This window comes from Streptomyces capillispiralis (genome assembly GCF_007829875.1).
GTDB classification, from domain to species: domain Bacteria; phylum Actinomycetota; class Actinomycetes; order Streptomycetales; family Streptomycetaceae; genus Streptomyces; species Streptomyces capillispiralis.
In genome coordinates, this window is sequence record NZ_VIWV01000002.1 from 1 (window position 1) to 13,427 (window position 13,427).

At 68.6% G+C, this 13,427-nt stretch carries 9 protein-coding genes and 3 pseudogenes; 6 read left to right on the top strand and 6 right to left on the bottom strand.

What is annotated here, in order from left to right:
- Positions 1–25: 25 nt before the first annotated feature.
- Positions 26–370: a hypothetical protein gene (locus FHX78_RS35440; RefSeq protein ID WP_145865388.1), complete on the bottom strand. Its 345-nt coding sequence runs from the start codon at positions 368–370 to the stop codon at positions 26–28.
- A gap of 412 nt (positions 371–782) precedes the next feature.
- Between FHX78_RS35440 and FHX78_RS35445 the strand changes: the two genes are divergently transcribed.
- The 4 genes and pseudogenes from FHX78_RS35445 to FHX78_RS35465 all read left to right on the top strand — a co-directional run bounded on the left by FHX78_RS35445 (position 783) and on the right by FHX78_RS35465 (position 4,865).
- Positions 783–1,625: an ArsR/SmtB family transcription factor gene (locus FHX78_RS35445; RefSeq protein ID WP_145865389.1), complete on the top strand. Its 843-nt coding sequence runs from the start codon at positions 783–785 to the stop codon at positions 1,623–1,625.
- 1,321 nt (positions 1,626–2,946) lie between these two features.
- Positions 2,947–3,417 carry a lysozyme family protein gene (locus FHX78_RS35455; RefSeq protein ID WP_229924245.1) on the top strand — a complete coding sequence of 157 codons (471 nt, stop codon included), beginning with the start codon at positions 2,947–2,949 and terminating at the stop codon, positions 3,415–3,417.
- 44 nt (positions 3,418–3,461) lie between these two features.
- A pseudogene (locus FHX78_RS35460) lies at positions 3,462–4,423 on the top strand (IS5 family transposase).
- Between the two features lie 7 nt (positions 4,424–4,430).
- Positions 4,431–4,865, top strand: coding sequence for a hypothetical protein (locus FHX78_RS35465; protein ID WP_145865392.1), 435 nt, complete (start codon positions 4,431–4,433; stop codon positions 4,863–4,865).
- Between the two features lie 1,355 nt (positions 4,866–6,220).
- On the opposite strand, the gene FHX78_RS35475 is transcribed toward FHX78_RS35465, so the two are convergent.
- From FHX78_RS35475 to FHX78_RS35485, 3 genes and pseudogenes are all read right to left on the bottom strand, one after another.
- Entirely contained in the window at positions 6,221–7,480 is a 1,260-nt protein-coding gene (locus FHX78_RS35475; RefSeq protein ID WP_145865394.1) for a kynureninase, read from the bottom strand.
- A 479-nt stretch (positions 7,481–7,959) separates the two neighbouring features.
- Positions 7,960–8,757: pseudogene (locus FHX78_RS35480) on the bottom strand (alpha/beta hydrolase family protein); the annotation flags it as partial.
- Positions 8,747–8,959: pseudogene (locus FHX78_RS35485) on the bottom strand (tryptophan 2,3-dioxygenase family protein); the annotation flags it as partial. The pseudogenes FHX78_RS35480 and FHX78_RS35485, both read right to left, overlap by 11 nt.
- A gap of 199 nt (positions 8,960–9,158) precedes the next feature.
- On the opposite strand from FHX78_RS35485, the gene FHX78_RS35490 reads away from it, so the two are divergent.
- Both FHX78_RS35490 and FHX78_RS35495 read left to right on the top strand, forming a co-directional pair.
- Positions 9,159–10,727, top strand: a complete 1,569-nt coding sequence (locus tag FHX78_RS35490; RefSeq protein ID WP_145872305.1) for a hypothetical protein — start codon at positions 9,159–9,161, stop codon at positions 10,725–10,727.
- Between the two features lie 392 nt (positions 10,728–11,119).
- On the top strand, positions 11,120–11,866 hold the full coding sequence (locus FHX78_RS35495; RefSeq protein ID WP_145872306.1) for a hypothetical protein: 747 nt from the start codon (positions 11,120–11,122) through the stop codon (positions 11,864–11,866).
- 183 nt (positions 11,867–12,049) lie between these two features.
- On the opposite strand, the gene FHX78_RS37065 is transcribed toward FHX78_RS35495, so the two are convergent.
- Positions 12,050–12,193, bottom strand: a complete 144-nt coding sequence (locus FHX78_RS37065) for a hypothetical protein (RefSeq protein WP_167532024.1) — start codon at positions 12,191–12,193, stop codon at positions 12,050–12,052.
- Between the two features lie 167 nt (positions 12,194–12,360).
- Complete coding sequence (locus FHX78_RS35500; protein ID WP_145872307.1) at positions 12,361–13,401, bottom strand: 3-oxoacyl-ACP synthase III family protein; 1,041 nt, start codon at positions 13,399–13,401, stop codon at positions 12,361–12,363.
- Positions 13,402–13,427: the final 26 nt, after the last annotated feature.

Genomic DNA, 13,427 nt, shown 5'->3' on the forward strand with positions numbered 1-13,427 from the left:
GGTGGGCGCGGGAGCGGTGGGTGGGTTACCAGCAGCGGGAGCTGACGTTGCCTACTTCGTTGCCCGTGAGCAGGCCGCCCCAGATGTAGTTGTCGTCCGCGAGGTAGACCCACTTGTTGTGGGTGTAGCCGTTTGCGGAGACGGTGCCGCCTTCGAGCCAGCACACGGCGGTGAGGTTCTGGTTTGCCGCGACGGTGTAGGCGATGCGGTAGCCCGTGGACGGTCCGATGCGCACGTTGCCCTGGATCCAGGTGGTGACCGTTTCGAACTGGGCGCTGGTGTTCGTCCGGTTGGTCTGCGGGGCTTGGGCCGCGGTGGCCGGAGCGGCCATGCCGGCGGCGGCCATGATGCCCGCTGCGGCTGTGATCATGATCTTGGTCAGTGGGCGTGACCTCGTCTGGTGCACTTTCTGATTCCCCCTGATGGGTTTGGGGAGGCCCTGGCGGGGCGGTCTCCCTGGTGCGGGCAGCGTCGTCCGTGGTGGGGTGCTGTGCAAGCTTTTCGGGGATCGTCGAAACGTTGCCGCGGCCGTCCGCCGTGGTGGCCGGGAACCGGCGTCCGGGGGAAGGGCATGCGGCCGGACGGTGTTGTGCTCGTCGGAGCACGGACGACGCTTTACGTTCACGACGGGGGTTGGTGTGACCGGCAGTCGTCTCTTACTGGGGCCGTTGGACGAGGTGCGCGTGGAGGTGGCCCGGGCTCCTGGCGCCAGCCTCTTCCCCGTGTTGCAGGAGGTGCTGGGAGGTGTGCGGCAGGGGGTGCCGGGGCGGTGGCGGAGCGCCGTGGAATCCGCTCTGCCCGCCTCGGCCGAGGTGATCCGTCCCTTGTTCGGGCCCGGGCACGGCTGGCTGCCCGATGTGTTGGCGCTGACCGGTGATGTGCGCGCCGCCCGTATGGAGAGTGTGCTGTCGCAGTTGCGGGAGGTCGGGCCGGAGGGCCTCGTGGCTGAGGTGACCGGGCGGTTCGGTGCCGTGGTGCCCCGGAGCTGGCAGAGGGTGCTGGATGACCCTGGGCGCTTTCTCGCCGCGTACTACGAGGTGGCCGACGCGGCCTGGCGGCGCTTGGAGCCGTTGTGGGTGCGGGCGGATGCGTTGTTGGGCAGGGAGGCCGAGCGGGTGGGTTCCGCTGTGGTCAGCCAGAACCTCGGTGTGGTGCTGACCGGTCTGGGCCCTCGGGTGCGGTACGTGGACGGGGTGCTTGAGCTGCCGCGGTGTGCGAGGGAGGTCTTCGAGCTCGGGGGTCGTCGGCTGGTGCTGGTTCCCGTGGTCTTCGGTGCGGCGGCCTCGATGCACAGTTTCGACCGTGATGATGTGGTCTGGTTCAGCTACCCGTTGCCCGGGCTGGGGCGTCTTGGCTCTCCGGGAGGGCAGCCGGTGGGTGAGGACGGTCTCGTTCGACTGCTGGGACCGGTCAGGGCGGGTGTGCTTCGCTCGGTGCGGCCGCCTGCGACGGTCAGTGAGCTGGCTCGTGTGCTGAATACGGGGGTCAGCACGATTACCTACCACTGCGAGTATCTGAGGGCGGTGGGTTTGCTTCAGCGGGAGCGTTATGGCCGTGAGGTGCGCCAGCGGCTGACCGGCCGTGGGGCTGCGCTGGTGGAGTTGTTCAAGGGTCCGGCCGGGTAGCGCTGCTGGCTGCGGGCTGGTTGGGGCAGGTCTCGGGGTGGCCTCCGTGGCCGCGTGATGCTGTGCCCTCTGGTGCTTGTGCGGCGCCTGTCTGGTGGGGTGAGCGGCGGTCGTGCAGAGGGTGGGGTGGTGTGTTCTGGTGCGGCTGGGCGGGGTGGAGGGGTGGGTGGTGTCGTTGGCCGTGCAGGGTCGGGGTGTGGGGTCGTCGGGGTACGGGGGCTGGTGGGGCGGGGTGGGGCGGGTGAGGTGGGTGGGGTGGGTGGGTGGGGTGGTGTCTGGGGCGTGGAGCGGCCGCTCGTTGCGCAGGGCGTTGTTGTGGGCGAGGAGGGTTTGCGAAGCGGAGGCCGGGCCGGGGCCGGCCACTGCGGGACCTCGCGGTGCAGGTGATCGTCGCGGCGCCGGGGCAGTGCCGTCCGGGCTGTCAGGTCCAGGGGGAGTGCGAGCGGCGTCAGTTGCGCGGTGGGGTTCCGTTCGTCGCCCTCCTGTCCGGCTCGGGGGTGGTGGCGTGGGGGGATGCGGAGGTCGTGCTTGACGCGGCCGGACGGCTCAGTGCTCGTTGAGTTGAATGGTGCGGGGTGGGGTGGGTGGGGCCGGCTTTGGTCTTTTGCGGGGTTCGTCGTCGGGTGTTTTCGCGGTCGGCGCCGGGCGGGGCGCGCCTGGTGGGGCAGGCGCTGTGGTGTGCGGCGGGTGCAGGGGCGGGCCTGCGGCTTTCGCCTGGTCGGTTGTGTGTCGCGCGGTGTGCTGGGCCGGTGGTGCGGTTCGCGTGGTTGGTTGTGCGTCATGCGGCGTAGTGGGGCAAGTTGTGCGTGCGGTGCGGTTTCTGCCGCGCCAGGGGGCGGGTCGTGTGCGGTATCCGCGGCGGCCGGTGGCCGACGGCGGCCGGCGCGCTGGCGCGCCGGTGCCGTGGTGCCGTGGTGCCGTGGTGCCGTGGTGCCGTGGTGCCGTGGTGCCGTGGTTGTCCCGTGGTGCCGCCGTCAGGTTCCAATGGCCGTGGGCTGGGGTGTTTGCTGCCATCGGCTGGTGGTCGGCGGGGTGCCTTTCGACGGCATGGGCGGGTGGGCTGGCCGGGCAGGACGCCTGTGGTGATGCTGTGGGGTCTGGGTCCTCGTCCGCGGCGGGGAGGGGAGGGATTGGGTCAGGGGTGCGGGGGCACATGCACCTCACAGTGGTGGAGGGGTGATCGACGATGGCCGGACGACCGGCAGCGGAAACGGCAGCGGCAGCGGCAGCGGGGCAAGGGGCGCGGACGGCGGGCCGTCAGGATGCTCGGACGCCGCCGCTGCGGCCCGGTGGCTACGATCCGGCCGACTACGCGGCAGTCGTGGTACGCGCTGCCCGGGAGGCCGGGGTTTCGCCGCTGCTGGTCATGGGGGTGCTCCACAACGAGGCCTACAAACCGCACCATCCCCTGCTGGAGCGGCTGTGGCAGTGGTGGAAACCCAAGGCGTCCTTCGGTCTGGCCAACATGCACCGGGCGACGTTCGAGCGGGTCCGGCACACGCATCGTCTGCCGGGCCGATGGCAGGACCTGCGGGATGACCCCGCTTTCGCCATCCGCACAGCCGCCCTGCACCTCAAGGACCTCGACCACAGCCTTCCCAAGGGGCATGTGCGCCGTTACACCCGTGACGAGCTCCTGGCCCTGGGCTACAACACCGGTGAACGCAACATGCGTGCCTTCGCCCGGGGCGTACCGCCCGGCCCGATGGCACGGTCGTACCTGCGCCGCTACCGCGCCCACCAGGAACGGGCTGCCGAAGCCCTCGGACGCGCCGGCACGCCGCACGACTAGGGTCTGTTGCGGAAGTAGATCTTGTTCGTTGATGATCACGTCCTGTGGGACGTGGGGATCTGACGAACGGCCAGTGGGCCCGGCTGGAGCCTCTGCTGCCGACGGGCATCAAGCCGGGTCGGCCGCAGGTGTGGACGCGGCGGCAGCTGATAGACGGCATACGGTGGCGGACCCGGACCGGTGCTCCCTGGCGGGACGTGCCCGAACGCTACGGGCCCTGGGATCGGGTCTATGACCTGTTCCGACGCTGGCAGCGGGACGGCACCTGGGGCGAGGATCCTCACCAAGCTCCAGGCCGAGGCGGACGCGAAGGGCCTGATCACCTGGGAGGTCAACGTCGACTCCACCGTCTGCCGGGCCCACCAGTACGCCGCGGAGCGGCGAAAAGGGGGACCTCCAGAAGGAGCCGCCCGGCGGGATCTTCGTCGAGCCAGCCGATCACGGCCTCGGACGCTCCCGCGGCGGACTGACCAGCAAGATCCACATCGCGGTCGAGCAAGGGCAGAAGCCCTTGTCCGTCGTGATCACGGCCGGGCAGCGGGGCGACTCCCCGCAGTTCGAAGCGGTCCTGGAAGCCGTCCGGGTTCCGAGGCTGGGGCCCGGCAGGCCGCGCAAGCGCCCGGACCGAGTGCGGGCCGACAAGGCGTACGACTCCCGCGGCAATCGCTCCTACCTGCGCAGACGCGGCATCAAGGCCACCATTCCGGTTCCGGCGGACCGAGTCCGCAACCGCCTCAAGCGTGGATCGCAGGGCGGGCGCCCGCCAAAGTTCGACAAAGACGACTACAAGCAACGGCACGCGGTCGAGTGCGGGATCAACCGGCTCAAGCGCCACCGGGCCGTCGCCACTCGGTACGACAAACTCGCCGTCCGCTACGAAGCGACAGTGCTGGTCGCAGCCATCAACGAGTGGCTGCGACCAGCACTTTCACAACAGGCCCTAGCACGACTCGGACGTCGGGTAGGAGTTGTCCGGCCGGTCATGGTCGTGGGTGGTCCGGCATGATGCCGGGGTGAGCATCGTCGTCGAGTTCTTCGCGGCTGCGGATGACGTGTCAGCGGCACTGGTTCTTCGGGCCGGGCCGCGACGCGCTTTCGAGTCGCTTTCCTTCGGCGATTTCGATCCCGAGGTAGCTGTGGTCGAGTGGGAGTGCCTGCTTTCCGGCGGCAGCTACGAGGAACTCGTCGAGGCCGGTGAGCCTCGCCTCGTCGCCGGCCAGGACGATGACGGGTGCGTCGTCTTCGCGGTCTCGCCTCGCCTGTCCGCCGTGCTCGCCGGGGCCGAGCGGTCCGAGTTGGAGGATGCCGCTGTCGCGTGGTCTTTGCAGCGGGCGGAGGACGGCGAGGTCATCGGCACGGAGACCGCCATAGTGATCCTGGGTGATCTGGCCGCTTTCGTCGGCAGCGCCCGGCGCCGGGGCCGGAACGTCTGCTGCTGGGTCGCGTAGGGGTCGCGTTCGGAGGCAGATCGCGACGGAACGCTGTGGTGGTGCCGGGGAAGACGTAGCCGCGCTGGCCGTAGTGTGTGGCGGCCGCTCGGGACTGTTCCGGACGGTTGACCGCTCGTTCGATGGTGGTGCGTTTCTTGTAGCGGTCCTGGGTGTGCCCGGGCGGCCGTCCTTCTTGTGAGCTTTTGCGCAGGGTGGGCGGTCTGGCTGTCGGTCTTCTCCGGGATCGTGTGCCGGATGCCCCTGGGGGGCGGATACCGGCGGGGCAGGGGCCCGTTGCTGTGATGCCTGTTTGTTGCGAGGCTGTCGGGCTTCTTGCGTGGCCGGCCCGGCCTGATGCGGGGGACGTGGATTTTGTCCAGCATGCGTGTGAGCTGGGTGCAGTTCGCTCGTTGTCCCGGCGTGACGCGGGGAGCGGGCGGGAGCGGGAGCGGCCATGCGTGTTCGGGGGTGCTTGCTGGTGGACCCGCCCTGCGAGCGCCCCGGGCCTTCGCCTCCGGGACTGCCTCCATCAGGTGGCCGAGGGGGTTCTGCTACGGCGTTTCGCCCTGGTGTTCTGCCGCTGGGTTGCTCTTTGAGGCAGATGCCGGCGGCGGTTCGGTGCCGGCACCGGCGCCGGCGCCGTCGGCATGCTGGTGGGCCCGCGCGGTGGTGGAGTCGGCCGGGCTGTCCCCGTCGATCTTCCCGGCCGTATCGGCGGCTCGGGCTTGGACCTGCTGGTCGCAGGCGTTCCCGGGTTCCGTGGGCCGAGCGGATGCGGTGGCGTTCATAGGCGGTCTTCCACCGGGCCGAAGCGTTCGGGAGGATCCTGTCGGCGCATGCCGGTCCGCGCACGGTGCAACATCCGGTCGCTCACCTGCCGGTGATCCCGCCGCCTGCCACAACTGCTGTTGCTGACCGGCAGGAACGGCAGCAGCCTCGTCACCGCCGCCCAGGCCTTCCTCACCCTCCGGCGGCTCGACGAAAGCATTACCAGGGTTGTGCCGCAACGGTGCTTGGCGTTGCGGCCGGCCGGGTCGGGCCGGTGCTGTGCGCGGTGCGCTGCTGCTGCGTGCGGTGGAGCGCCGTCTCGGGCCGTCTCGGGCCGTCTCGGGCCGTCTCGGGCCGTCTCGGGCCGTCTCGGGCCGTCGTGTGGGGAGGCCGCGGTGAGCAGGGGGCGGGCCCGGCTGTGTGTGCGGGACGAGGTGGAGTCCGGCCTGTGGGGCCGTCCGCCCCGCCGGCCGGGCGGAGGCGGCAGGCGCCCCCTGCGGGCCGACCGGGCCGGCCGGGAAGGACGGGAGGGACGGGAGGGATGAGGGGGATGAGGGGGATGAGGGGGATGAGGGGACCGGGGGGACCGGGGGGACGGGAGGCCGTCAGGTCACCGGGCCTGTGGCCGGCGGTGCGGGGTCGTAGGCGGCGTTGCGGGTGAGGTCGCGCAGGGCGAGGGCGGCGGTGAGCAGGTCCTGGTGGCTGGTGTAGAGGGCGTTGACGCCGAAGCGCAGCAGGTCGGGTGCGCGCATGTCGGCGATGACGCCGTGTTCGGCGAGGGCGGTGGCCAGTCCGCGGGCGTGGGGGTGGCGCAGGGTGACCTGGCTGCCGCGGCGGGCGGGGTCGGCCGGGGTGACGGGGGTGAAGCCCAGGGGGGTGAGGAGTTCGTCCGTGCAGCGCAGGAAGAAGCCGGTCAGGGACAGGCTTTTGGCGCGGACCTGGTTCAGGTCGACGCCGTCGAAGGCGGTGAGGGCGGCTTCGAGGGCGAGCAGGGACAGGATCGGCGGGGTGCCGATGCGGGCGCGGGCGATACCGGGGGCGGGCGTGTAGTGGCGGGCCAGGGCGAACGGGTCGGCGTGGCCGGTCCAGCCCGGCAGCGGCGTGTCGAGGCGGTCGTGGTGGCGGTGCGCCACGTACAGGAAGGCGGGGGCGCCGGGGCCGCCGGAGAGGAACTTGTAGCCGCAGCCGACGGCCAGGTCGACGCCGAGGGCGTCGACGTCGAGGGGCAGCGCACCGGCCGCGTGACACAGGTCCCACAGTGCGAGGGCGCCGGCCGCGTGGGCGGCCCGGGTCAGCGCCCGCATGCTGTACAGCTCGCCGGTGCGGAAATCGACGGGTGCGTAGCTGACGACGGCGGTCCGGTGGCCTTCGGTGGCGAGGAAGCGCGGGAGGTCCGCTGGGGAGACGTGGTGTACCTGGAGGCCTCTGCGGCGGGCGACCGCGTGTGTCAGGTAGCGGTCGGTGGGGAAGTGTCCGGGGTCGGTGACCAGCAGTGGCCGGTCCGGGCGGAGCGTGGCGGCGGCGTCCAGTGCGGTGAACAGCTGCACGCTGGTGGAGTCACCGGCGATGGTCTGCCCCGGCGCGGCTCCGATGAGGGCGCCGATCGTGTCTCCCACGCGCAGGGGTGCCTCCCACCAGCCGGCCGTGTTCCAGGAGCCGATGAGTGCGGTGCCCCACTGGCGGTGCAGTACGTCTTCCAGGGCGGGCGGGACGGCGGCGGGCAGGGGGCCCAGGGAGTTGCCGTCGAGGTAGACGACGTCCGGCGGGAGCAGGAAGCGGGTGCGGAGGGGGGCCAGGGGGTCGGCGGTGTCGAGTTGTACGGCCTCGTTGTGCAGGGCGGCCGGCGGGGTGAGGGCGGTGGTCATCGGTGTGCCGCCCTTTCTTCCTTGATTGTCCAGCCTGTGCCTTCCTTGGCCGTCCGGCCGCCCGTGCCTGCCTCGACCGTCCAGCCCGTGCCCTCCTCGACCGTCCGGCCTGTGCCTTCCTCGACTGTCCGGCCGCCCGTGCCCTCCTCGGCCGCCTGGCCTGCGCCTGCCTCGGCCGTCCAGCCCGTGCCTGCCTCGGCCGTCCGGCCCGTGCCTGCCTCGGCCGTCCAGCCTGCGCCTTCCATGGCCGTCCGGCCGCCCGTGCCCTCCTCGGCCGCCTGGCCTGCGCCTGCCTCGGCCGTCCAGCCCGTGCCTGCCTCGGCCGTCCGGCCCGTGCCTGCCTCGACCGTCCGGCCCGTGCCTTCCTCGGCCATCCGGCCGCCCGTGCCTTCCTCGGCCATCCGGCCATCCGTGCCTTCCTCGGCCGTCCGGCCATCCGTGCCTTCCTCGGCTGCCTGGACCGTGCCTTGCGGGGGGAGGGCGGCGGTCATGGACCGCAGGGTGTCGGCGACCGCGCGGGCGCCGGGTGCGCCCGGCTCGATGAGGGTGTAGTGGCCGGTGCCGGGCAGGACGACCGTCTGGAGGTCGCGGTGCACGGCCGCGTAGTCGCTGAACTGGGTGAGAGGGACCTCCTCGTCGGCGGCGCCGTGCAGCAGCACGGTGGGCACCCCGGTGGTGCCGGCGTTCCGCAGGAGGCTGAGGGGGTCGACCTCCGGCAGCCGTGCGGTGAAGTGCGGCTCCCCGCCCAGGAGTTGCAGCGCCGCGTCGTCGCTGAGACCGTCACGCCGGGTGGCGGTGAGATCGGTGATCGGCGCCAGAGCGAGCACACCGCCCGGAAGGGTACGGGTGTGCCAGCGCGAGCCGGGCGGCAGCAGCCCCCGCGCGGCACACCACAACGCCAGATGCCCGCCCGAGCAATGACCCGCGAGCACGTAGGGCCGCCCCTGGGGCAGGGTATCCACAATGCGGGCGACATCATCGAACGTCTCCGGGTAACCGCCCGCACCACCGGAACGCCGGAAACCGGGAAGCAGCACATCAAAACCCTGCTGGGAAAGCCACGCCGCGAACGGGGTCAGGTGCATGCGGTCGTAACGCCAGTAGCCGCCGTGCAGCAGAACCACCAGCGGAGCACCGGCAGTACCCGAAAACCAGGCATCATAGGACTGATGGGGATGCTCACCGTAACGGCCGTGCACCGGTGCCAGTACCGGCTTCAGACCCAGGACACGCCGCTCCTCCTCAGCAGCGAAAACCGACACCACCCTAGACGTCACCGCGTACCTCCCACAGGTCAGGAAAGACCCGACGGGCCGCCCGTTCCTCCAGCCAGACCAACCCCGCCGAACCCGCACTACCCGCCCTGGCACCCATCGCACGACGGACCACCAGGACATGCTCGAACCGCCAACGCGTGACAAGCTCCGCGATATCGGTGAGCAGCTCACCCAACGCCAGATGCGGATGACACGACGAACCGGCAGGAAGGCGGTGTCACGGCAGAGAAACGGCACGGGACGGAGCCGCGAAAAAAGAGTTTCGACCAGTGGAGGGTCCGCCGCTGTCCGGCTGGTATCGACACGTCACTCTGGCCATGCTCGCCCGCACTGTCCTCACCGCCGCTCATTCATAGGGGGCAGGCAAGAATACGTTAATGCAAACCTGATTAGGTACCCGGATGGCCTATGCTGCGCGGCCCTGCCGAATGGTGCCGAAATCGCAGGCGGGGCCTGCCGACCGGGAGGTTGATAAAATGCCGTTGGCGCCCCATGAAATAGATTTCTTGAAGACGGAGATGGAACACTGCGGGCTTTACTGGGAAGTGCACCGCCATCCCGGAAATTATGACGTCATCCAAAAGCTGGCGACGGAAGGATACCTGGAAAGCAGTAGCAGGTGGCCCACGGAGCACGTGGTCACCATTAAGACAGCCAACGAATTTCCGCAATTCCTCGCCCAGAATGGACCTTTTGGGCGAAACATCCGACTCGACGAATACGGCGACGAAGAACTCACCAAGGGTGAGATGGAGGAAAAGTGGGCGCTGGAAGAGTCGATCGTCCAGGTACCCGCATACCGGTTTCAGCCCGATCCCGCTCCCGGTCAACCTCATCATGTCGCATGCCTTCCCCTATCCAAGCGGGCACTGGATGAACAGTTAATACCGAAATGGCCGATCTGGGTCCACAAGATGGCGCAGGCCATAAAAAAGGGCATGGTCGGACAGGAGGAGTCGCTCACGTTCTATCAGGATTACCGTGTCGGCAAACACCTGAACAGGGGCGAGCGTCTGGGGCGGAGGGCAGGCGACGCCGCTCGGCGTCATGCGATCGGCACCGAACGCGCCCTGAGCGAAATAGATATCAGCCAGGAGTATGAAGTCTACTCCAGGAAAATCCCGGCTGACGTCATATATTACATGCGCATATTCACCCGATACTCGGAGCTTCCCGAGGACGCCAAAATTCTGGGCGCAAGCGCCGCTCAGTTCGCTGGGATACTTTCCCATCACACCTACAATAGAGCCTCCCATGTGGTGAAGAATTACAACGGAAATGTCACCACGTGGGATCCCCTGCTCGCCGAATCGCAATCAGGGGAGAAGGCGCGGGAAGTCGACAAGGCGCGGTGGATGTTTCACAACCTTCATTACGCTCTCGGTGCCGAAACTGGATACATGGGCGACAATCCATTTCGACTCAATCATTTCGACATGGTTCACTCTTCCACCGAAGATTACGATCACTTGTTCTCTCCTCGCTTCGAGATGCATTGTTCGAAGGAGGTGGGTGACCTCCTCTACGACCGCTGGGGTTCGTGGCTCGATCTGCAGGAGGACTGCAGAAACGGGTGGACTCCCAAGGACATCCAGTGCCTCGCCGATTCTCTGGACCAGGCGTTCAGCAAACTGCCCCTGCCCGAGCAGGAGATCGTCGTCGAATGGCATACGAGAAACCAGGACAATGCTCATGTGTGGAAGGGCACGTGGCAGCCGGAACCACTGCGGTCCCCGGCTCAGCCGACCCACGCCGTAGACGGGCTGCTGTTCATTCCAGGGGCAGCTGCCCTCTCCAGTGCCGGTGGCAGCACCGGTAGCTCAGCACCTCACGGCCTCTCCACCACGGCTGAAGCAGCGGGAAGCACACCTGTGGCAGGTACCGTGAATGCCGCATCCTCACCGCCGTACGCTTTTGCGGTCGTCCCCAGCGGAACCGGCAATTCACCCCTGGGGGCGAACACCCGGTAGCGGATGGCCCGGTGTGGCTGGCACGCGGTCGCAGCCGGGCGGCCGACTGCCCGGCGGGCCTCACGTGCTCGGCGGACAAGGCGTACCAGGGCGGCGGCCGCTTGTCCCCTGCCGGAGCCGCCGACTCGGGCGGTGGAAACGACGGGACGACACCGCCCACGCCATGATCAACTGCGTCTCCCAGCAGGCGCCTGGCCGCCTGAAAAGCCAGCGCCTGCCGCGGAGAAAGACTTCGCTGCAGCGCCAGCCTCATCATCGGCCCCGGAAAGGCCGTCCTCGTCCTTCACCCCCACATCAGTATGCGGCCGATTCATCGCAAGAAAATCAGGGTATGCAATGCACCTTGATGTCGTTCGGGTCGGGAGCATCAACTCACGGAAGAGAAGAATCTCATGCAGAACAGGGAAGGATCGCCCGACAGTGAACTCTACTATGAGGACGACGTCTACGACCTGGACCACGAGTACGGATACTCCGTCGAGGCGACGAGGATTTATTTCCGAGAACTCGACCAGCAGGGCCAATTGCGGCTCAACCCCCTCTGGATGCCCCTCGAAGAATTCAAGTTGGACATCAGCAACAGGAATGCCGTGTGGCTGTACGCGGTAAATGAATGGGGGCAAGTTTCACTCGGGGTCGAGAAGTTCGGCACCGTCGTCACCCGAGAACAATTGGATGACATGGTCATCGGAATGGGAAGCCGGCAGGACGGCCTGACACAGGAGTCTCTTCTGGCCGCCATGTCCGGTCTCGGACACCCCACAGTGGCCGCCGGATTCGACGAGGAAACAGGGGTTCTAGTCAGAGGCGATGCGAGAATCAGCGGTGAGTTTCGATGGAGTAAATCAAGGAAAAGTTGGATTGTGAGCGACAACTCCGGAAGATATATGGGACCCGAAAAGCGGCAGGGATTTTCAGACGAGGACAGGATGCTCTGGCTGACTTCGGTTGCGGGAGATTTCAGCCGTCATCTGGGGATCGAAGTGCAGCCCTCCCTGGCTTTTCCCGGGATCGCAGCAACGGCGGCACTGCGAGCTGTCCATGGTTCAACGAATCCGTCAAATTCCTCTGCTCCCCTGCCGGTTTCCCAGCCGCATGTGCCGTCCACGCAGCCTTCTCGCACCCATCCGGGACCCTGACAACGGCTGACACGATCAGGTGGGCGGACCCTCGGGCCAGGCGCTGGTCGGCCCGCTGCCGGGCAGTCATGGCTTCGTGGTCGTCCAGCCAGTGGCAGTGGCTGGACCTCACTTCCGGGACCTCGTGGAGCCGCTTCACCTCGAAGGCGTCCCTGTGGTCGTCGACGAACTGGCAGCGGCTGTTCACTGGTTCGTCTCTCCGGCGGAATACTTGGCCGCCTCGCGGCGTACTGTCCGCTCGGTGGCCGGCTTGCGCTCGCTCGCCTCGAACTCGGCCACCCGGGCCTCGAACTGCCGGATCCGCTCGTCCGGTTCCGCGGACGGCATCGCCTGCGTGGGTCGGACCGCGGTCCCGGTGTCCCGAGCAGCCTCCGGGCCGACGCCTCGGCGTTCGCGGTCCCGCAGCACCCTGTTCCGCAGGGTGTTCCCGTCGATGCCCAGATCAGCGGCGATGCTCTCGTAGGCCGCCCCGGGTGATTCAGCGTGTCCACCACTCAGGCGCCCCCGGCCAAGCGCGGGGAATCCCATGCGAGGAGGGCGAGTCCGACGGCCATGCCTCCGCCGAAACCAGCCAGTAGCACAAGGTCACCGGGTGCCAGTTGGCTCGCTGCGCCGTGCAGGGTCACGGGAACCGAAGCCGCTCCGGTGTTGCCGTAGTCCCGCACGGTCATGTGGGTGCGTTCCGGCGGGAAGCCGAGGTCGGCCGCCAGCTTCTCGATCAAGCGGGCGTTGGCCTGATGCGGCACGAAGTGGACGTGAGACGCGCCGTCGCCGCCCGCTCGAACTCGGTGCTCGCGCAGGAAGTCACGAATCATCGCTCCCGCGTGGTCCTCGACGAAGGCACGCACGGCCCGGCCGTTCATCGTGAAGTGGTGCAGCCCTTGCGCGAGGGACTCGGGCGAGGCGGGAATCCGGGAGCCACCGGCCGGAACACCTATCAGATCCCGGTGGTCCGGAAAGGTCGCCAGGCGAGTGGCGATCACCCCCTCTCCGCGGACGGGCCCCAGGACGACCGCTCCCGCGCCGTCACCGAACAGGACCGCTGTGCGGCGATCCGCCGGATCGAGGATGCGGGAATAGATATCGGCTCCGATGACGAGGGCGTGTCCCCCGATGCTGTGCAGCATCCGCTCCACTGTGGCCAAGGCGAAGACGAACCCGCTGCACACGGCGTTCAGGTCGAACGCGGGTGTGCCGGGCCGGACGCCGAGTTCGGCCGCGACGGCCACGGCGGTGGGGGGTTGTGGTGAGTCAGGGGTCGAGGTCGCCACGACGACCAAGGAGATGTCATCGGCGCCGACACCGGCGTCCAGTAGCGCTGTACGGGCCGCAGTCGCTGCGAGGGCGGAGGTGGCCTCGTCCTGCTTGGCCCACCGGCGTGCCCGGATGCCGGTTCGCTGCTCGATCCACTCCGGTGTCACGCCGGCAGGCGAAGCCACTTCCTCGTTGGTGACGACGTTGCTGGGCACGTAGGAGCCGGTGCCGAGGACACCGACGGCTCGTGCGGCGGAGGCAGCGGCTGAACGGCTGGGCATCTCGACTCCTTGCCGATGGTTCCGGG